Here is a 21,072-nt window from a genome sequence, read left to right as displayed (position 1 = left end):
CAGGGGATCCGGGAGCCGCCTCTCACGCGGCGGGCAGGGTGACCTCGACGGGCGTGGTCACCTGCTCGTCGGTACGCCCCGGGTCGGCCAGTTGGCCCGACTTGTTGAGGCCCCAGCAGTAGCGACGATCCACGGTCACCGCACAGGTCACGCTGTAGGAGGTGACGACCTGGCGGACGTCGGTGACGCCCCGGACCGGTTGCGGGGTGAACCGCTGGTCCGTACCGCCGTCGCCGACCTGCCCGAAGCGATTGTTGCCCCAGCACTGTGCCTGGGCGTCGGCGACCGCGCAGAAGGTCCCGATATCGACCGAGACGTCGCTCGCGCCGGTGAGCCCGTCGACCTTCAGCGGCGTGTTCTTCGTCTTGTCCGCGTCGCGCGCGAGCTGCTGCTTGAGGTTGCTGCCCCAGCAGTACACCGAGCCGTCGGCGACGGCGCAGGTGTTCCAGAACGGGGTGTCGGCGAGATTGCCGCCGCCGATCGACACCGCGGTCACCGCCTTGAGCGAGGTGACCCTGGTGGGCGTCTTGACATCGTCGAGGGTCCCGGTGCCCAGCTGTCCCGACCAGTTCCGGCCCCAGCAGTACAGCTCGGCTGCCGCGATGGCGCAGACCGAGCCGGCGCGCGACGACACGGCGGTCACGTCGGTGAGACCCGGCACCCGGGTCGGCGTCTTCAGGCTGTCGGTGCCACCGTTGCCGAGCTGGCCGCCCGAATAGAAGCCCCAGCAGTACAGGGCGCCGTCGGAGACCGCACACGTCGACGAGTGCGAAGTCGCGACGGCGGTCACCTTGCCCAGGCCCGGCACCCGGAACGGACTGGTCTTCTCCTGCAGGGTCCCGGCGTCGCCGGTCTGCCAGAACAGATTGTCGCCCCAGCAGTACAGGTCTTCGGCGGCCACCGCGCACGTCGTCGCGCGCGATCGCGAGGTCGACGCGGAGTCGTAGGAGCCCATCGCCACCGCCGTCACCGATTCGAGTCCGGGGACCTTGGCCGGGAGCGATCGCGCCGTCATGGAACCGTCGCCGAGCTGGCCGTGGCTGTTGTCGCCCCAGCAGTACAGCGAGCCCGCGTCGATCATGCACTCGCTGCCCGCCGCGCCCGCGATCTGCGCGGTCGCGAAGGGTGGGACATTCGCCGCACTGTCGTCGCCGGGCCACCACAGCGGGATGGTGCCCGCGACGGCGAGCACCACGACCAACACGATCGCGCCCGCGATCCACGGTCCCCGACGCCTCCGCTTCGGTGGCGTCTGCGGCGGTGCACCCACGGCCCCGTACGGCGCCGACCACTGCGGTCCGGCGGGCAGTCCGGCAGACGGCGGTCCGGCCGGCGACGGGTACGGCGTCGTCGACTGGGGGAACGCGGGCGCCGGCTGCTGCGGGTGCGGCGCAGGCATCGGGTACGGGCGCGCGGCCGGCGCGGGGAACGGCTGCGGCCCGGAGTGGTCGCGGACCTCGGCGGGCATGACGGGCGCGACCATCGTGTGCCTGCCTGCCGCGGTGTGCGCCAGCGCGTCGACGAGTGCGGCGGCGAAGCTGCGGCAGTCGGGGAAGCGCGAGGACGGATTCTTGGCCATCGCACGCAGCAGGACCGGCGTCAGCGGATCGAGGTCCGGCCGAACAGAGCCCAGCGCCGGAGCGGGCTGCTGGACGTGCGCCATCATCAGCGCGGCGGAGGTCGGTGCCGAGAACGGAGGTCGGCCGGTCAAGACCTCGAATGCGGTGCAGGCCAACGAGTACTGGTCGGCCGCCGACCCGGCGTCGGCGCCGCCGATCACCTCGGGCGCGGTGTACGCGACCGAGCCGATCAGCGAATCGGCGGCGGTCAGGTGCGGCGAGTCGGCCAGTTTCGCGATCCCGAAGTCGAGCAGGACGGCGCGGCGCAGCGACCCGTCCGACTCCCGGGTGACCACGATGTTGGCCGGTTTGATGTCCCGATGGACCACCGACCGCGAGTGGGCGTAGTCGAGAGCGTCGGCGACCTGCGTGATCGCGGTGACCGCGTCGGCCGGCGTGAGCTGTGCCACCGACAGATTCGGCCCGTCGACGTAGGTCATCGTGAACCACGGTTCGCCCGCGTCGATCCCGTAATTGTGGATCGTGATGATGCTCGGGTGATCCAGCGCCGCCATCGTGCGGGCCTCGTTGTCGAACCGCTGCTGGAAATCGGAGTTGGCGACGCTGCCGACCGAGATTACCTTCATCGCCTCGCGACGGTGCAGTTGCTCGTTCTGGACGATGTACACCTCACCCATCCCGCCGGAGCCGAGAATCTCCACCACTCGATAGCCCGCAATGATGGTTCCGGGGGATTTGGACACTCGGTTCCTCTCGTCGGTCAGCGAAGGTCGGGGCAGATCTTACGGCTCCGCCGGGCCGCGTGGACGGCGGCCCGGTTCAGAAGGCGACCTGCAGCGGCCGCGTCTGCTTCTCGGAGGCGGCGTCGGCATTGCCGATCTGACCGGCGAAGGCCGCGCCCCAGCAGTACACGGCGGAGCTCGCGGTCTCGCCGGAGTCGGCGGCGGCTGCGGGCAGGCCGCCGATGGCGCAGGTGCTGCTCGAGCCGGTCGAGACCGCCGTGACATCGGAGACGCCGGTCACCTTCACCGGGGCGGGCACGTCGCTGGTCGAGCCGTTGCCGACCTGACCGTAGGTGTTGTTGCCCCAGCACGACAGCTCCGATCCGGAGATCGTGCAGACGGTGCCGACGTTGATCGAGACGGCCGTGGCGTCACGGACGCCCGGGACCTCGACCGGCACGGTGCGACGACTGCTTCGATCGCCGACCTGGGCGCCCCAGCAGTAGGCCTTGCCCGCGCTGACGGCGCAGGTGCTGACGTAGATCACGCCATCGCTGTTGTAACTGGTGCCGAGCGAGACGGAGGTGACGCCGGTGACGCCCGGCACCTTGACGGGCGTGTTCCGGGCGGTGGTGGTGCCGTCGCCGAGCTGTCCCGAGTAGTTCTGTCCCCAGCAGTAGAGGTCGCCCTCGCCGGTGACCGCGCAGACCGTGCCGCCGGCCGCCTTCACCGTCCGGATGTCCGACAGGCCCGGCACCTTGGCGGGAGGGGCGGTACGGGCGGTGTTGCCCGTCCCGAGCTGGCCGTCCTCGCCCGAACCCCAGCAGTACACCTCGCGGTCTTCGCTGATCGCGCAGGCCGTGCCGTAGCTGGTCGCGATACCCGTCATCGGCGGGAGTCCGGGAATCTTCGACGGCGCGTACCGCCGCGTCGTCGCCCCGTCGCCGGTCTGGCTGTAGGTGTTGGAGCCCCAGCAGTAGGCGTCGCCCTCGGCGACCGCGCAGGCGGTGGTCGGATACGTCTTGTCTCTGCTCCGGTAGGTGCCGACCGAGACGGCGCTGACGTTCGTCAGCCCGGGAACTCGGATCGGGGTGCGACGGCTGGTCGTCGTCCCGTCGCCGAGCTGGCCGGTGCTGTTGTCGCCCCAGCAGTACAGCTCCCCGTTCTGGACGGCGCAACTGGTTCCCGAATTGGTGACCACCTGCATGTCCGGGTGGGTCGGTCCGGGAACGGTTTCACTCGACGGCCACCACAGCGGAGCGGTGCCTGCGACGGCCAGCAGCGCGACGACCGCCACCGTCAACGAGATCCAGAGCCCCTTGCGGCTCTTCTTCGGCGGCGCGGCGCCAGCCATCGCACCCCATCCGGGCGGCGGCATCCCGAACGGCGGCATCCCGGGGCCGGGCGGCGGATACGGTCCGATCCCGGGCGGCGGCGGGGCTCCGGGCCGACCGCCGTTCACCGGGTACCCGAAGTCCGCTGGATGAGGGGGCCCGCCGTAGGGCGCGGCCGCGTACGGTGCGCCCGCGTAGGGCGCGGCCGGCGGGGCCATCGCAGGACCGGAGGCGGGGCCGGGCATCGGGTTCGGCACGGGCGGGTCCGCGGCGATCGCGGTCGCGGTGCCCGCCTGCGTCTGGGTCAGCGCGCGGCCGAGTTCGGCCGCGAACGCCCGGCAGTCGGGGAATCGCGCTGCGGGATCCTTGGCCATCGCCCGCTGCAGGACCGGGTCGAGCGCGGCCAGGTCCGGTCGGAGCTGTGCCAGCGCCGGGGGCGGCTGCTGCACGTGCGCCATCATCACCGCCGCGGTGGTGTCGGCGTCGAACGGAGCCGTGCCCGTCAGTAGCCGGTAGGTCGTGCAGGCCAGTGAGTACTGATCCGACCGCGGCGATGCGGGCCGACCGCCGATGATCTCCGGGGCCGTGTATGCGGCGGTGCCCACGACCGAACCGGCAGAGGTCAGCGCGGGGGAGTCGGCGAGTTTGGCGATGCCGAAGTCGAGCACCACGGCACGATCCACGCCGCCCCGATCGGTACGGGTGACCACGATGTTGGCGGGCTTGATGTCGCGGTGCACGATCGAGCGCGAATGCGCGTAATCGAGTGCGTCCGCCACCTGACCGATCACGACGACCACGTCGGCGGGGCTCAGCCGTGTCGAGGCGAGATCGGGGCCGGGCACGTGGCTCATCGTGAACCAGGGGAGTCCCGCGGCGACACCGAAGCTGTGCACGGTGATGATGCTCGGATGATCCAGCGATGCCGCGGTCCGGGCCTCGTTGGCGAACCGCTGCTGAAAATCGGTGTCGGCGGCGCCTGCCACCGAGATCACCTTCATGGCTTCGCGTCGGTGCAACTGCTCGTTCTCGACGAGGTACACCTCGCCCATTCCGCCGGAGCCGAGTGTCTCGACGACTCGGTACCCGGCGATGCGGCTTCCCGGTGCAGCAGCCATGATTCCCCCTGTCGGCCGCGTCTGTGCTGTCGGCCGTGTCGGCGCCCGGTACGCCCGATACCGGGGTCATTGTCCCGATGACGGTAGCGCAGATGTCCGACACGCCGGCAGGGCGTCCGTCGAATGAACGAGTGACGATCGGGTGCGAACCTCGGCGCGGCGCCGCTCGGCGGCGGGCTGGCAGGAAGCTCACCCGCGGTTTCGACTAATCTTGTCGGCAGTTCTTCCCGTTCCGATGCGCATAGGAGATGCGAGCCCGGTGGCTGACGACCCTGCTGTCAATGAATTCCCGACCAGCGCCGAATTGGATGCCGCCGTAGCCGATGCGGTCAAGGCCTTCGACGACGCCGCCGATCTCGAGGCGCTGGCCAAGGCCAAGGCGGCGTTCTTCGGGGATCGGTCGCCCATCGCGCTGGCCCGCCGTGCGCTCGGGAGCCTGCCGAAGGATCAGCGGTCTGGCGCGGGCAAGCTCGTCAACGAGGTGCGGGGCAGGGTGCAGGCGGCGCTGGACGCCCGCACCGAGGTGCTCACCGCCGAGCGCGACGCCGCAGTGCTGGTCGCGGAATCGATCGACGTGACGGTCCCGTCGGCCCGGCGCGCACGCGGTGCCCGCCATCCGATCACCGTCATCGGCGAGCAGGTCGCCGACGTCTTCGTCGGGATGGGCTGGGAGATCGCCGAGGGACCCGAGGTCGAGACCGAGCACCACAACTTCGACGCGCTGAACTTCCTGCCCGATCACCCCGCGCGGTCGATGCAGGACACCTTCTACATCGCGCCCGAGGGCTCGCGCCAGGTGCTGCGCACCCACACCTCTCCGGTGCAGGTGCGCACGATGCTCGACCGCGAGGTGCCTATCTACGTCGCCTGCCCCGGCCGAGTGTTCCGGACCGACGAGCTCGACGCCACCCACACCCCGGTGTTCCACCAGATCGAGGGTCTGGCCGTCGACAAGGGACTCACCCTCGCGAATCTGCGCGGCACGCTCGAGGTGCTCGCGAAGGCGCTGTTCGGCCCCGACACGACCACCCGCATGCGGGCGAGTTACTTCCCCTTCACCGAGCCCTCGGCCGAGGTGGACGTGTGGTTCCCGGGCAAGAAGGGCGGCGCGGGCTGGGTCGAGTGGGGCGGCTGCGGCATGGTGAACCCCAACGTCCTGCGGTCCAGCGGGATCGACCCGGACGTCTACACCGGCTTTGCGTTCGGCATGGGCCTGGAACGCACGCTGCAGTTCCGCAACGACCTGCCCGACATGCGCGACATGGTCGAAGGCGATGTCCGCTTCTCCCTGCCCTTCGGTCCCGCACTCTGATCGAGTCGGCGACCCGGCCCGTGCGGCGGGCCGATCGAACCGGCGGCGGCAGCCGCCCAGAAACTTCCGGCGACGGTGACCAGACAAGGATCCGACGGCGGCGAATACACGAAAGTAGTTGGTGAACAAGTGCGTCTCCCACAGTCCTGGCTGACCGAGGTCCTGCGCGCAGGCACCCCGGACTGGACCGCGTCGACCGAGGAGATCGACGCGGGCTTCGTCCGCGTCGGTTTCGAGATCGAGGACGTCGAACCCTTTCCGGAGATCACCGGGCCCCTGGTGATCGGTCGCGTCGCGGCCATCGAAGAGCTCACCGAGTTCAAGAAGCCGATCCGCTTCTGCCAGGTCGACGTCGGCGAGGACGCGCCGCGCGACATCGTGTGCGGTGCGCGGAACTTCGCCGTCGGCGACCTCGTCGTCGTCGCACTGCCCGGCTCGGTGCTGCCCGGCGACTTCGCGATCGCCACCCGCAAGACCTACGGCAAGACCTCCGACGGCATGATCTGCTCGGTCACCGAGCTGGGGATCGGCAACGACCACTCGGGCATCCTCGTCCTGCCCGCGGGGACCGCCGCACCCGGCGCCCCGGCGCGCGAGGTCCTCAGTCTGGTCGACACCGCGATCGAGGTCAACGTGACGCCCGACCGCGGGTACGCCTTCTCGATGCGCGGGCTCGGACGCGAGCTGGCGAGCGCCTTCGAGGTCCCGTTCGTCGACTTCGGCCTGGCCGGGCAGCCGCTCGCGGCGCAGACCCCGCGTGATCGGTGGCCGGTGGCCCTCGACGAGGACGGGCGGGCCACCCGCTACACGGCCCGTCTCATCACCGGCGTCGACGCGACCGCGGCGTCGCCGTGGTGGATGGCCAAGCGGCTGATGGTCGCGGGCATTCGCCCGATCTCGGCGATCGTCGACATCACCAACTACGTGATGATCGAACTCGGCCAGCCCCTGCACGCCTTCGACGCGGACAAGATCACCGGCACCGTGCGGGTCCGCGCGGCGCGGACCGGCGAGACGCTGGAGACCCTCGACGGCGTGACCCGCACGCTCGATCCCGAGGACGTCGTGATCGCCGACGATTCGGGCCCGATCGCGCTCGCCGGGGTGATGGGCGGCGCGGCGACAGAGGTCACCGACGACACCACGACGATCCTGCTCGAATCGGCGAACTTCGATCAGGTCCGCGTCTTCCGGACCGGGAAGCGGCACAAGCTCTCCTCGGAGGCGGCCAAGCGCTTCGAGCGCATGGTCGATCCGGCGATCACCGCGGTGGCCTCCGACCGGGCGGCCGCGCTCATCGCGGAGATCGCGGGCGGCCGGGTCGCCGGCGAGTTGGCCGACGTCCGCGCCGAGGTCGCGCCCGCGCCGGTCATCGAGATCGATCCGGGGCTGCCCGACGCCATCGCCGGAATCGGTTACCCGGTCGGCACCACCGCGGCGCGTCTGCGGGAGGTCGGCTGCACCGTCGAGGGCTCGGCGCCGCTGCAGGTGACCCCGCCGTCCTGGCGACCGGATCTGCGCGAACGCGCCGACCTGGTGGAGGAGGTGCTGCGCCTGGAAGGGCTCGAGGGCATCCCGGCCGTCGTGCCCCGCGCCCCCGGCGGCACCGGTCTGACCGCGCCGCAGCGCCGCCGCCGCGCCATCGGCGTGGGACTGGCGACCGACGGTTTCGTCGAGGTGCTGCCGTACCCGTTCCTGCCGACCGACGTCTTCGACGCCTGGGGTCTGCCCGCCGACGACCCGCGCCGCAATGCGGTCACCGTGCTCAATCCGCTCGAGGCGCACCGGCCGGCGCTGAACACCACGCTGCTGCCGGGACTGATGGAGATGGCGGCGCGCAACATCTCCCGCGGCCGTCGCGATCTGGCGCTGTACACGATCGGGCAGGTCGTCCTCGGCGGCTCGCAGGGGCCGACGGTGCCCGCGCTCGACGTCACCCGCCGCCCGACCGCCGACGAGCAGGCCGCGCTCGACGCCTCGCTGCCCGCACAGCCGCTGCACGTCGCAGTGCTGCTCACCGGCCTGCGCGAGCCGGCCGGTCCGCTCGGCGCCGGTCGTGCCGCCGACGCCTACGACGCCTTCGAAGCGGCCCGGCAGATCGGTCGAGCCGCCGACGTCGAGGTGAGCCTCGTCGCGGCGGATCACCTGCCGTGGCATCCGGGTCGCTGCGCGCGGGTGGAGGTCGACGGCGTGGTCGTCGGACATGCGGGCGAACTGCATCCGGCGGTGCTCGAGCGGATGGGCCTGCCCGCCCGCCTCTGCGCGGTCGAGATCGACGTCGACGCGCTGCCGCTGCGTCAGAACCTGCCGTCGCCGAAGGTCTCGCCCTTCCCGGCCGTGCTGCAGGACGTGAACGTGGTGGTCGCCGAGACGGTGTCCGCGCAGGCCGTGCAGGACGCGCTGGTCGCGGGCGCGGGCGACCTGCTGGAGTCGATCTCGTTGTTCGACGTCTTCGTCGGCGATCAGGTCGGTGCGGGCAACAAGTCGCTGACCTTCGCGCTCACCTTCCGCGCCGCCGACCGAACGCTCACCGAGGACGACGGCTCCGCGGCCAAGATGGCGGCCGTCGCGCACGCGGGTGACGTGGTCGGCGCTCGATTGCGTTGATCCGACTCCTCGTCACCGCCGTCGTCGGCGTCCTTGTCGTGACCTGGCTGTACCGCCGTCTGGTCCGTCTGCCGGGGGTGCGCGGCCGATGGGCGGTCGCCGCGCTCGCGGCGCTGGTCGCTCTCACCGCGTGTGCGGTGGGGGCGTTCCAGGTCGGTGGCGCGCTCGACCCGGCGTGGGCTCGGCCGATCGGCGTCATCGGCTTCACCTGGGGTGCGGTCGTCTACTACCTGTTTCTCGGAACGGTGGCGATCGCACTGGTGAGGCTGGCGCTGCGCCTCATCGCACGACTGCGGGGCCGCGACGGCGGACCGCACTTCGGTGCGCGTCCCACCGCGATCGCGACCGCCGCCGTCGTCGTCGCGGCCGTGGGCGCGGTCGGTTACGGACTGGTCGAGGCGTCCTCGCCGCGCATCGTCGCCGAGCGCGTGAGCATCGCCGATCTGCCCGCCCCGTTCGACGGGCTGCGCGTGGCGCTGGTGACCGACGTGCACGCCGGTCCGGCCCGTGGCGCCGACTTCGTGCGCAAGGTCGTCGAGCAGGTGAACGCGCAGCGCCCGGACGTGGTGCTGCTCGGCGGCGACCTGACCGACGGCACGGTCGCGCACGTGGGACCGGATCTGCTTCCGCTGCGGGACCTGCGGGCACCGCTGGGCGTCTTCGCCGTCAGCGGCAATCACGAGTACTACGTCGACGACGGCGGTTCGTGGCTCGACCACTGGGAGACGCTGGGCGTGCGGACGCTGCGCAACGAGCGCGTCGAACTGCGCCGTGACGGCGCGGTGATCGATCTGGCCGGGGTCTACGACAAGACCGCGCCCGACCCGTACCGGCCCGATTACGCCGCGGCGCTGGCCGGGCGAGACGACGGCCGCCCGGTGATCCTGCTCGCTCATCAGCCCAGCCAAGCGGTCCCCGCCGCGCGGTACGGGGTGGATCTGCAACTGTCCGGGCACACCCATGACGGGCAGATGTGGCCCAACACGTACCTGGTCGCGCTGTCGGAGCCGGTGACCGCCGGGTGGGGGCGGGTCGACGGGACCGACGTCTACGTGACCCGGGGAGCCGGGGCGTGGGGGCCGCCGGTGCGCGTGCTGGCGCCACCGGAGATCACCGTCCTCACCCTTCGGGGGTCGGCTCGGGCCTGAGGGGTGCGGGGACGTCCGCACCGCTCGCCGCATAACCACGTGCATTAATTTTCGCTGTGATGCATAATCATCTGTATGACTATCAAGGTGGCGGTAGCCGGTGCGAGCGGCTACGCGGGCGGCGAGATCCTGCGACTCCTGTGCGGGCATCCGCGACTGCTCTCCGGTGAACTGACGATCGGGTCGCTGACCGCCGGCGCCAGCGCGGGCACCCGGCTCGGCGAGCACCACCGCCACCTGTTCCCGCTGGCCGACCGAGTGCTCGAGGCGACCACGCCCGAGGTCCTCGCCGGGCACGACGTCGTCTTCCTCGGTCTGCCGCACGGGCAGTCGGCGGCCATCGCCGACGCGCTGCCGCCCAGCACCCTGATCGTCGACTGCGGCGCCGACTTCCGGCTCGAGGACGCCGGTGAATGGACGACGTACTACGGTGGCGATCACGCGGGCACCTGGCCGTACGGCATGCCGGAGTTGCCCGGCAACCGGGACAAGCTCGCGGGTGCCACCCGGATCGCGGTGCCCGGCTGCTATCCGACCGTCTCGATTCTGACCCTGCTGCCCGCGCTCGCCGCCGGCCTGGTCGAGCCGACCGTCACCATCGTGGCGATGTCGGGAGCCTCCGGTGCCGGACGTTCGCCCAAGGTCAGCCTGCTCGCGGCCGAGGTCCTCGGCTCGGTGCGGGCCTACGGCGTCGGCGGCGTGCACCGGCACACCCCGGAGATCACGCAGGCCCTGTCGTCGGCGGCCCAGCTGCCGGTCGCGGTGTCGTTCACCCCCGTTCTGGTGCCCACCACCCGCGGCATCCTGGCGACGTGCACCGCGCGCACCACGGCGTCGATCGACGACTTCCGGGCGGTGTACGAGAAGGCCTATGCCGATGAGGCCTTCGTGCACCTGCTCCCGCAGGGCGAGTTCCCCGAGACCGGTTCGGTGGTCGGCACCAACCTGGTCTCGATCGGCCTGTCGGTCGACGAGCGGTCCGGGACCTTCGTGGCCGTCGGCGCGGTCGACAACCTGACCAAGGGCACCGGCGGGGCCGCCGTCCAGTCGATGAACCTCGCCCTCGGCTGGGGCGAGGGCGAGGGGCTGGCGACCGTGGGTCTGGCTCCGTGAACCTCGCCCGGACCACGGCCCGCCTCACCGCCCGCCGCACCGCCGCTCACCGCATGACCGCCGACGCGCCGCCGACCCACGGCCCCGCGAACCATCTCCCCGCGAAGGACAGACTGTGACCGACTGCGATCCCACCCCCGCTCCGGGCGACGAACTCGACCTGTTGGTCGGCTCGCGCATGACCCGTCGGCAGGGCGTCACCGCGCCGCTCGGCTTCCGCGCCGCGGGCATCGCCGCCGGGATCAAGGCCAGCGGCAACCCCGACCTGGCGCTCGTGCTCAACGAGGGGCCCGATCTGGCGGCATCGGCCGTCTTCACCCGCAACCAGGTCAAGGCGGCGCCGGTCCTGTGGACCCAGCAGGTGATCTCAAGCCGGTCGTTGCGCGCAGTGATCCTGAACTCCGGCGGCGCGAACGCGTGCACCGGCCCGGCGGGCTTCCAGGACACCCATGCGACCGCTGAGGCCGTCGCCTCGGCCCTGTCGAACTGGGGGACCGAGACCGGAGCCGTCGAGGTCGCCGTCTGCTCGACCGGCCTCATCGGCGAGCGGCTGCCGATGGACAAGGTGCTGGCGGGCGTCACCGAGATCGTTCACGAGATGGCGGGCGGCATCGAGGGCGGCACCGATGCCGCGCACGCGATCATGACCACCGACACCATCCCCAAGCAGGTCGCCCTGCACCACACCGGCGGCTGGAACGTCGGCGGCATGGCCAAGGGGGCGGGCATGCTCGCGCCGTCGCTCGCGACGATGCTGGTCGTGCTCACCACCGACGCCAAGGTCAGCGCCGAGGCGGTCGATCTGGCCCTGCGCCGGGCCACCGCCCGCACCTTCGATCGCCTCGACGTCGACGGCTCCATCTCCACCAACGACACGGTCCTGCTGCTGTCCTCGGGTGCGAGCCAGATCGAGGTCTCGCAGGCCGAGCTCGACGCCGCCGTCTTCGCCGTCTGCGACGACCTCGCCGGCCAGCTGCAGAACGACGCCGAAGGCGTCACCAAGCGCATCGCGATCACCATCACCGGCGCGGTCACCGAGGACGACGCACTCGTCGTCGCCCGGACCGTCGCCCGCGACTCCCTGGTCAAGACCGCGCTATTCGGCTCCGACCCGAACTGGGGCCGCGTGCTGGCCGCCATCGGCGCCTCCCCGGTCACCATCGACCCGGATCGGATCACGGTGTCCTTCAACGGATCTCCCATCTGTGAGAACGGAACCGGCGTGCCCGGCGCCCGCGAAGTGGATCTGTCGGGCGACCGCATCGAAGTGGTCGCCGACCTCGGGCTCGGCGACGCGCACGCCACCATCCGCACCACCGACCTGTCGCACGCCTACGTGGAAGAGAACTCGGCCTACTCGTCATGACGGACAACACCATCAGCCAAGAAGGCACCGCACTGGACCCGCTGCAGAAGGCCGGGGTCATCGCCGAATCGCTGCCGGCGCTCCAGGCGCTGCACGGCAAACGCGTCGTGATCAAGTACGGCGGCAACGCCATGGTCGACGACGAGCTCAAGAAGGCCTTCGCCGCCGACATGGCGCTGCTGCGCGCCTGCGGCATCCACCCGGTCGTCGTGCACGGCGGCGGCCCGCAGATCTCGGCGATGCTCGGCCGACTCGGCCTGGAAGGGGAGTTCCGCGGCGGCTTCCGCGTCACCACCCCCGAGGTGATGGACGTGGTCCGCATGGTGCTGTTCGGCCAGGTCGGCCGCGAGCTCGTCGGTCTGATCAACGCCCACGGTCCGTACGCGGTCGGCATCACCGGCGAAGACGCCCACCTCCTGACGGCCACCCGCCGCACCGTGCTCGTCGACGGGGAGCCCACCGACATCGGCCTGGTCGGCGACATCTCCACCGTCAACACCTCGGCCATCGACGACCTCATCGCCGCCGGTCGGATCCCGGTGGTCTCGACCATCGCGCCCGACGCCGCGGGCCAGGTCCACAACATCAACGCCGACACCGCCGCGGGCGCCATCGCCGGCGCGCTCGGCGCCGAGCACCTGGTGATGCTCACCGACGTCGAGGGCCTGTACACCGACTGGCCCGACCGGTCGTCGCTCACCTCGAGCATCACCGCCGACGAGGTCGAGGCGCTGCTGCCGCGCCTGGACGCCGGCATGGTGCCCAAGATGGAGGCCTGCATGCGCGCCGTGCGGGACGGCATCGGCGCCGCTCACGTCATCGACGGCCGCCGACCGCATTCGGTGCTCGCGGCCCTGCTCACCGCGTCGAGGGCCGGAACCACGGTCGTCGCCGCCGAATCCGAGGGAGATCGGTCATGACTGCACCCCTGCAGCAGCGGTGGTCCGCTGCGCTGATGAACAACTACGGCACCCCGCCGATCGCACTGGTGCGCGGCCAGGGGGCGGTCGTCTACGACGCGGACGGCCGCGAGTACCTCGACCTGCTCGGCGGCATCGCCGTCAACGCGCTCGGGCACGCCAACCCGGTGATCGTCGAAGCCGTGACCAAGCAGCTCCAGACGCTCGGGCACGTGTCGAACCTGTATATCTCGACGCCGGTCGTCGAACTCGCCGAGCGGCTCGCCGCCGCTTTCGACGCCGACAGCCGCGTGTTCCTGTGCAACTCGGGCACCGAGGCCAACGAGGCGGCGTTCAAGCTCGCCCGGCGCACCGGCCGACCGCAGATCATCGCCGCCGAGGGCGGCTTCCACGGGCGCACCATGGGAGCGTTGGCGATGACCGGACAGCCGGGCAAGCGCGAACCCTTCGAGCCGATGCCCGCCGGCGTCGACTACGTCCCCTACGGCGACGTCGCCGCGCTGGAGGCCGCGGTCTCCGACCAGACCGCGGCGGTCATCCTCGAACCGATCCAGGGGGAGAAGGGGGTCGTCGTCCCGCCGCCGGACTACCTCGCCGAGGCCCGGCGGATCACCGCCGCCAACGGCGCCCTCCTCATGCTCGACGAGGTGCAGACGGGCATCGGCCGCACCGGCTGGATGTTCGCCCACCAGCGGGCGGGCATCGTCCCGGACGTCATCACCCTCGCGAAGGGACTCGGCGGCGGGATGCCGATCGGCGCCTGCCTCGCCACGGGCCGCGCCGCGAGCCTGTTCGGGCCCGGTCAGCACGGCACCACCTTCGGCGGGAATCCGGCGTGCGCCGCCGCCGCTCTCGCCGTCCTCCAGTACATCGACGACCACGATCTGCTCGCCCACGTCGACCGCGTCGGCAAAGCCCTCGCCGACGGGATCGAAGACCTCGGGCACCCGCAGGTCGCCGGCGTGCGCGGCGAGGGGCTGCTGCTCGGCGTCGTCTTGAACTCCGAGATCGCCGGGGCGGCCGAGCAGGCCGCGCGAGCCGCCGGATACCTGATCAACGCGCCCGCCGCCGACGTCCTGCGGCTGGCGCCACCGCTCATCCTGACCGACGAGCAGGCCGCTGCGTTCGTGGCCGACCTGCCCGCGATCCTCGACGCCGCGACCGCGACCCAGCCCGGAAAGGCCTGAACCATGACCGACTCCACCACCCGGCCGGCCGGCGTGCGGCACTTCCTGCGCGACGACGACTTGACTCCGGCCGAGCAGGCCGAGGTGCTCGACCTCGCCGCGCAGATGAAGCGCGACCGCTTCGGTTTCCGACCGCTCGAGGGCCCGCGTGCCGTCGGCGTGATCTTCGACAAGAACTCGACCCGGACCCGCTTCTCGTTCGAGGTCGGCATCAGTCAGCTCGGCGGGCATGCGGTGGTCGTCGACGGCGCGAACACCCAGATGGGCCGGGACGAGTCGTTCGCCGACACCGGGCGCGTGCTGTCGCGGTTCGTCGACGCGATCGTCTGGCGCACGTTCGGGCAGAACCGGTTGGAGGCGATCGCCGAGTACGCGACGGTGCCGGTCGTCAACGCGCTGTCCGACACCTTCCATCCCTGCCAGGTGCTCGCCGACCTGCAGACCATCATCGAACGCAAGGGCACGGCCGCGGGCCTGACCATGACCTACTTCGGCGACGCGGCCAACAACATGGCGCACTCGCTGATGCTGGGCGGGGTCACGGCGGGCATGCACGTGCGGATCAGCGGACCGTCGGCCTTCCAGCCCGAACCGGCGGTCGTGGCCGACGCCCGGCGGCGCGCACAGGAGACCGGCGGCAGCGTGGAGCTCATCTCCGATCCCGTCGCCGCCGCGACCGGCACCGACGTCCTGGTGACCGACACCTGGGTGTCGATGGGGCAGGAACAGGACGGCCTCGATCGCATCGGCCCGTTCCGCCCGTACCAGATCAACGGTGAGCTGCTCGGGTACGCGAACCCGGGCGCGATCGTTCTGCACTGCCTGCCCGCCCACCGCGGCGAGGAGATCACCGACGAGGTGATCGACGGTCCGGCGAGCGTCGTCTTCGACGAGGCCGAGAACCGCCTGCACGCGCAGAAGGCGCTGCTGGCGTGGCTGCTGGACCGACGGTGAGCACTCCGGGTTCCGACCGCGCCGAATCGGCGCGGCTGGCGGCCACCCGCGCCGGCCGGCACTCGCGGATCGTGGAGATTCTGGCGGCCGAGCAGATCCGCAGCCAGGGCGAACTGCAGCAGCGCCTGGCCGAGGTCGGTGTCGAGGCCACGCAGGCGACCATCTCGCGCGACCTGGAAGAGCTCGGCGCGGTGAAGCTGCGGGCCGCCGACGGCGGCGTCGGCGTGTACGTGGTGCCGGAGGACGGCAGCCCGGTCCGGGGCGTCTCCGGCGGCACCGACCGCGTCTCCCGCCTGGTCTCCGACCTGTTGGTGTCGACCGATTCGTCGGGCGACATGGCGGTCCTGCGGACCCCGCCGGGGGCCGCAGGATATCTGGCCAGCGCGCTCGACCGGGCGCGACTGCCGGGCGTCGTCGGCACCATCGCCGGCGACGACACCGTCTTCGTGCTGGCCCGCAGGCCGCTGTCCGGCGCCGATCTCGCAGCGCGCATCGAGGGTCTGGTCTGACCCGACCACCCGGCCCGGACCGTGCCCGGGGCCGGGCACAATGGCGGCCGGGCACAATGATCGATACCGAACCATCCCGAACCACCACGAGGAGCACCTGCCACCATGGCGACCGCCGACAACAACTCCGCCCTACGCAGTGACGACCAGCACGAGGGCACCAACGAGGGTGCGCTCTGGGGCGGACGGTTCGCCGACGGTCCCGCGGCCGCGATGGCCGCATTGAGCAAGTCCACCCACTTCGACTGGGCGCTGGCACCGTACGACATCGAGGCCTCGAAGGCGCACGCCCGAGTGCTGAGCAAGGCGGGCCTGCTGACCGAGTCCGACGCCGAGTCGATGCAGGCCGGTCTCGACCGGCTGGCCGCCGACGTCGCCGACGGCACCTTCGGGCCCGCAGAGTCCGACGAGGACGTCCACGGCGCGCTCGAACGCGGTCTGATCGAACGGGTCGGGCCGGAGCTGGGCGGCCGACTGCGCGCGGGCCGCTCACGCAACGACCAGGTGGCGACGCTGTTCCGCATGTGGCTGCGCGCGGCGATGCGCCGAGTCGGCTCCGGCGTCCTCGAACTGGCGGCCGCGCTGGTCGATCAGGCGGCGGCCAACCCCGGCGTCGTGATGCCCGGAAAGACGCACCTGCAGGCCGCGCAGCCGGTCCTGCTCGGCCACACCCTCCTGGCCCACGCGCAGCCCCTGCTGCGCGATGTGGCCCGGCTGGTCGACGCCGACCGGCGCGTGGCGGTCTCGCCGTACGGCTCCGGTGCCCTGGCCGGCTCCTCGCTCGGTCTCGACCCGGCCGCGATCGCCGCCGACCTCGGCTTCGACCGTGCCGCCGACAACTCCATCGACGCCACGTCCTCGCGCGATTTCGCAGCTGAGGCGGCCTTCGTCTTCGCGATGATCGCCGTCGACATGTCGCGCCTGGGCGAAGACGTGATCCTGTGGAGCACACCGGAGTTCGGCTACGTCACCCTGGCGGACGCCTGGTCGACGGGCAGCTCCATCATGCCGCAGAAGAAGAACCCCGACGTCGCCGAACTCGCGCGCGGCAAGGCGGGGCGACTGATCGGCAACCTGACCGGTCTGCTCGCGACCCTGAAGGCCCAGCCGCTGGCGTACAACCGGGATCTGCAGGAGGACAAGGAACCGGTCTTCGACTCGGTCGCGCAGCTCGAGATGCTGCTGCCTGCGATGACGGGCCTGGTCGGCACCCTCGTCTTCCATCCCGAGCGGATGGCCGAGTTGGCGCCCGCCGGCTTCACCCTCGCCACCGACATCGCCGAATGGCTGGTGCGGGAAGGGGTTCCGTTCCGCGTGGCGCACGAGGTGGCCGGCGCCTGCGTGCGCGAGGCGGAGAGTCGCGGCGTCGGCCTGGCCGACCTCGACGACGCGACGATGGCCGCCATCAACCCGGCGCTGACGCCGCAGGTGCGCGAGGTGCTCACCGTCACCGGGTCCATCGAATCGCGCAATGCGCTCGGCGGGACGGCGTCGCCCCAGGTGGCCCGACAGATCGAGGTGGCGACCGCGACGATCGCCGAACTGCGCGCCGCGCTGGCGTAGGACGACGCCGGCCCCGCGCAGGGGCCGGTCGCCGACGAGACCCGAATAACAGTCGGTGGCGGCGGTGAGAGGGAGCGCTGCTAGTAAACTCAGCGTGCTCGCACCGGCCGCACCGGCCGCGTGAGGTCGAGCAGCAGCGAGGGCGAGGGGAGTTTTCCGCGGTGAAGGGTCTGCCAGACGTGGGAGGTGCGGTCGGACGGATTGTCGCGACCGCTCAGAACGGGCTCGAAGTGATCCGGATGGGCGGCCTGGACACGGGCACCGAACCCACGCCGTACAAGGTGGTCGAGACCGAGAAGATGTTCCGGCTGCGCCGGTACTTCCCCGACGATCCCGGCGACGGCTACGCCCACATCATCCTGATTCCGCCGATGATGGTCTCGGCCAACGTCTACGACGTCACCCAGGAGAACGGTGCGGTGTCGGTGCTGTACCGGCACAAGGTGATCCCGTGGGTCGTCGACTTCGGTTCGCCCGACCACGAGGAGGGCGGCATGGAACGCACCCTCACCGACCACGTGGTGGCGATCAGCCGGGTCATCGACCTGGTGCGGCGGGTGACCGGCCGCGACGTGCATCTCGGCGGCTACTCCCAGGGCGGCATGTTCGCGTATCAGACCGCCGCCTACCGTCGGTCGGCCGGACTGGCCAGCGTCGTCACCTTCGGCAGCCCGGTCGACGTGCTCGCCGCGCTTCCGCTCGGCCTGCCCGCACAGGTGGCGGTCCCCGGGGCGGAGTTCGTCGCCGACAACGTCTTCAATCGACTGTGGATTCCGAGTTGGTTGGCGCGCACCGGCTTTCAGCTCGCCGACCCGGTCAAGACCGCGCGCAGCCGCATCGACTTCCTCCGCAAGCTCCACGATCGCGACGCGCTGCTGCCCCGTGAGGATCAGCGACGCTTCATCGAGCAGGAGGGCTGGGTCGCGTGGTCGGGCCCGGCGGTGGCCGAGCTGCTGCGACAGTTCGTCGTCCACAACCGGATGATGTCGGGCGGCTTCGTCATCGACGGCGACGTCGTGTCGATGACCGAGATCACCTGCCCGGTCCTCGCCTTCGTCGGCGAGACCGACGACATCGGTCAGCCGCTGGCGGTCCGCGGAATCCTGCGGGCCGCACCGGCCGCGGAGGTCTACGAGACCGCCGCGCCCGTCGGACACTTCGGCCTCGTCGTCGGCTCGAACGCCGGCCGCCTCACCTGGCCGACCGTCGGCGAGTGGATCCAGTGGCGTGAGGGCAACGGCGACAAGCCCGAGGCGGTGACGCCGATGCAGCCGATGAGCCGCGACTCGGGCGGCAGCGGCATCAGTTGGAGCAATCGGCTCACCTACGGTGTCGGTCAGGTGGCCGGCGCCGGGACGGCGGTGTCCAAGGAGCTTCTCGAGGCCGTCAACTCGTTGCAGCGGACCACCCTGGCCGTGGCGACCGAATCGGTGCGCACCGTGCCCCGCCTGTTCCGGTTGGGGCAGATCCAGCCGTCCACCCGGGTCTCGCTCGGCAAGCTGATGAGCGAGAACGCCAAGCGCACGCCGCACGACGAGGTCTTCCTCTTCCAGGACCGCGTGCTGACCCATTCGCAGGTCAACACGCGTATCAACAACGTCGTCGCGGGCCTCATCGAATGCGGTGTCCGGCCGGGCGTGCACGTCGGCCTCATGATGGACCCCCGGCCCTCGGCGCTGGTCACGGTGGCCGCACTGTCGCGGCTGGGGGCGGTCGCCGTCCTGCTGTCGTCCAGCGACGACCTCCCCGAGATGCTCAAGCTGGCCGAGACCAGGGTCATCGTGGCCGACCCGGACCACCTCGACCGGGCCGCGGCGGCCTGCGATCGGGTGCTGGTCCTCGGCGGTGGCGGCAGCGAGGCGCGCGCCATCGAGCAGGCCGATGGTGAGCACATCGTCGACATGGAGCAGATCGATCCCGACCGGGTCCGGCTGCCCGTCTGGTACCGCCCCGATCCGGGGTTGGCGGGCGATCTCGCCTTCATCCTGTTCACCGAGACGCAGGGCCGGCTCAACCGGTGGTCGGTGACCAACCATCGGTTCGCCATGTCCGCCTTCGGTGCGGCCGCGGCGGCCGGCCTGTCGAACCGGGACACCGTCTACTGCCTGCCGCCGCTGCACCACGCGTCGGGGCTGCTCACCACCCTCGGCGCGACCGCCGCGGGCCGCTCCCGGATCGCGCTCTCCACCGGGGTCGACCCCGAGCGGTTCGCTCGCGAGGTGCGACGGTACGGCGTCACCGTCGTCTCCTACACCTGGAACATGCTCTCCGACATCCTCGACGCACCCGACTTCGATCCCGCCAAACTGGGCACCGTCCGGCTGTTCATGGGTTCCGGACTCACCTCGGGTCAGTGGACCCGGCTGCGCCGGGAACTGCCTGCGGCGCGCGTGCTCGAGTTCTTCGCGACTGCGGACGGTTCGGCGATCCTGGCGAACGTCGACGACGGCAAGATCGGTTCGATGGGGCGGGCGCTTCCGGAGACCAACCCCGTGCGCATCGCCGCCTACGACCCGGTCGCCGAACGGATGGAGGTCGACAAGGACTCCGGGTTCGTCCGCGAGGCCGGGCCGCGCGAGGTCGGCATGCTCGTCGCGCACGCCGGTCAGCGATTCGAGACGGCCGGTCTGGTGCTGCGCGACGTCTTCCGCCCGCACGATCGATGGGAGGTCGGCGGCAGCCTGTTCCGCGCCGACGCCGACGGCGATCTCTGGTACATGGGCTCGGCGCAGTCGGTGATCCGCAGCGCCGCCGGACCGATCTATCCCGTCCCCGCCCAGCAGGCCCTGTCGATGATCTCCGGCGTCAAGCTCGCCGCCGTCTACGCGGCGGGGGAGCCGGGCACGCAGGTCGCCGTCGCCGTCGTCACGCTGGAGTCGGGCGTCTCGTCGCTGACCCCGACCCAGATCCGCGTCGGCCTGGGCGAGCTCCCCGCCGATCAACGCCCCCACCTGGTCTGGATCGCCGACTCGATTCCGCTGTCGGAGTCGTTCCGGCCGCTGATCGGCAAGTTCGTCGAACGCGGCATCCCGAAGCCGGGCGCTAAGGTCTGGTACCGGGACGCCGAAGGCCGCTACCGCCGCTACACCGCGTCGGCCGCCGCCGGCATCGACTGGACCGCCGGCCCCGACGAGACCCAGGAAGTCGCCGAGTAGCTCCGCGCGGTGCCTCGATACGCGGCCTCGCTTGGAAGGCTTGCGCGTCCGTGGCCGCCAGGCTGGTCGAGTAGCCCGCGAACGTAGTGAGCGAGCGTATCGAGACTTGGCTCGCGTTATGCGGCCTCGCCTGGAAGGGCTCGCGCGTCGGCGCCGGCGTCTGCGGTGCGCTGGCGTTACCCAGGGTGGTCGAGTAGCCCGCGAACGTAGTGAGCGAGCGTATCGAGACCTTGTGGTGTCTGCGGGGGTCTCGATGCGCGTTCTGCGCTTCGCTTCGGTCGCTTACTCGACCAGCCTATTTTTTGGGGGTCTCGATGCGCGGCCTTGCTTGGAAGGGCTTGGCTGCGCTCCGCTTTCCCAGGGTGGTCGAGTAGCCCGCGAACGTAGTGAGCGAGCGTATCGAGACCTTGTGGTGTCTGCGGGGGTCTCGATGCGCGTTCTGCGCTTCGCTTCGGTCGCTTACTCGACCAGCCTATTTTTTGGG

The 21,072-nt window shown here is 71.2% G+C and carries 13 protein-coding genes; 11 read left to right on the top strand and 2 right to left on the bottom strand.

The window, feature by feature from the left end:
* Positions 1-22 precede the first annotated feature (22 nt).
* Positions 23-2,323 (bottom strand): protein kinase domain-containing protein, encoded by a 2,301-nt coding sequence (locus AAFO60_RS19380; RefSeq protein ID WP_347957885.1) that lies wholly within the window; start codon positions 2,321-2,323, stop codon positions 23-25.
* Positions 2,324-2,399: 76 nt separating this feature from the next.
* Entirely contained in the window at positions 2,400-4,754 is a 2,355-nt protein-coding gene (locus tag AAFO60_RS19375; RefSeq protein WP_347957884.1) for a protein kinase domain-containing protein, read from the bottom strand.
* Between the two features lie 235 nt (positions 4,755-4,989).
* Between AAFO60_RS19375 and pheS the strand changes: the two genes are divergently transcribed.
* From pheS to AAFO60_RS19320, 11 genes are all read left to right on the top strand, one after another.
* Positions 4,990-6,066, top strand: coding sequence for a phenylalanine--tRNA ligase subunit alpha (gene pheS, locus AAFO60_RS19370; RefSeq protein ID WP_424309959.1), 1,077 nt, complete (start codon positions 4,990-4,992; stop codon positions 6,064-6,066).
* A 129-nt stretch (positions 6,067-6,195) separates the two neighbouring features.
* Positions 6,196-8,673 (top strand): phenylalanine--tRNA ligase subunit beta, encoded by a 2,478-nt coding sequence (pheT, locus tag AAFO60_RS19365; RefSeq protein WP_347957882.1) that lies wholly within the window; start codon positions 6,196-6,198, stop codon positions 8,671-8,673.
* On the top strand, positions 8,670-9,821 hold the full coding sequence (locus tag AAFO60_RS19360) for a metallophosphoesterase (RefSeq protein WP_347957881.1): 1,152 nt from the start codon (positions 8,670-8,672) through the stop codon (positions 9,819-9,821). Before pheT ends, AAFO60_RS19360 begins: the two co-directional genes overlap by 4 nt.
* Before the next feature lie 75 nt (positions 9,822-9,896).
* The gene (gene argC, locus AAFO60_RS19355) at positions 9,897-10,934 is read left to right on the top strand and encodes an N-acetyl-gamma-glutamyl-phosphate reductase (protein ID WP_347957880.1); all 1,038 of its coding nucleotides are present in this window, start codon (positions 9,897-9,899) and stop codon (positions 10,932-10,934) included.
* 160 nt (positions 10,935-11,094) lie between these two features.
* A complete protein-coding gene (gene argJ, locus AAFO60_RS19350) occupies positions 11,095-12,300 on the top strand; it encodes a bifunctional glutamate N-acetyltransferase/amino-acid acetyltransferase ArgJ (protein ID WP_424309978.1) in 1,206 nt (401 codons plus the stop codon).
* Positions 12,297-13,220 (top strand): acetylglutamate kinase, encoded by a 924-nt coding sequence (gene argB, locus AAFO60_RS19345; protein WP_347957878.1) that lies wholly within the window; start codon positions 12,297-12,299, stop codon positions 13,218-13,220. The genes argJ and argB overlap by 4 nt, the downstream gene beginning before the upstream one ends.
* Positions 13,217-14,407 carry an acetylornithine transaminase gene (locus AAFO60_RS19340; protein WP_347957877.1) on the top strand — a complete coding sequence of 397 codons (1,191 nt, stop codon included), beginning with the start codon at positions 13,217-13,219 and terminating at the stop codon, positions 14,405-14,407. Before argB ends, AAFO60_RS19340 begins: the two co-directional genes overlap by 4 nt.
* Positions 14,408-14,410: 3 nt before the next feature.
* Positions 14,411-15,361 carry an ornithine carbamoyltransferase gene (argF, locus tag AAFO60_RS19335; protein WP_347957876.1) on the top strand — a complete coding sequence of 317 codons (951 nt, stop codon included), beginning with the start codon at positions 14,411-14,413 and terminating at the stop codon, positions 15,359-15,361.
* Positions 15,358-15,870, top strand: coding sequence for an arginine repressor (locus AAFO60_RS19330; protein WP_347957875.1), 513 nt, complete (start codon positions 15,358-15,360; stop codon positions 15,868-15,870). The genes argF and AAFO60_RS19330 overlap by 4 nt, the downstream gene beginning before the upstream one ends.
* Positions 15,871-15,975: 105 nt before the next feature.
* Positions 15,976-17,433: an argininosuccinate lyase gene (gene argH, locus AAFO60_RS19325; RefSeq protein WP_347957874.1), complete on the top strand. Its 1,458-nt coding sequence runs from the start codon at positions 15,976-15,978 to the stop codon at positions 17,431-17,433.
* A 161-nt stretch (positions 17,434-17,594) separates the two neighbouring features.
* On the top strand, positions 17,595-20,588 hold the full coding sequence (locus AAFO60_RS19320; RefSeq protein ID WP_347957873.1) for an AMP-binding protein: 2,994 nt from the start codon (positions 17,595-17,597) through the stop codon (positions 20,586-20,588).
* Positions 20,589-21,072 lie beyond the last annotated feature (484 nt).

Source organism: Gordonia aichiensis (assembly GCF_039946255.1).
In the GTDB taxonomy this organism is placed as follows: Bacteria; Actinomycetota; Actinomycetes; order Mycobacteriales; family Mycobacteriaceae; genus Gordonia; species Gordonia aichiensis_A.
The sequence above is the reverse complement of the archived record's forward strand: the minus strand, read 5'-3'. Positions and strand labels throughout refer to the sequence as shown.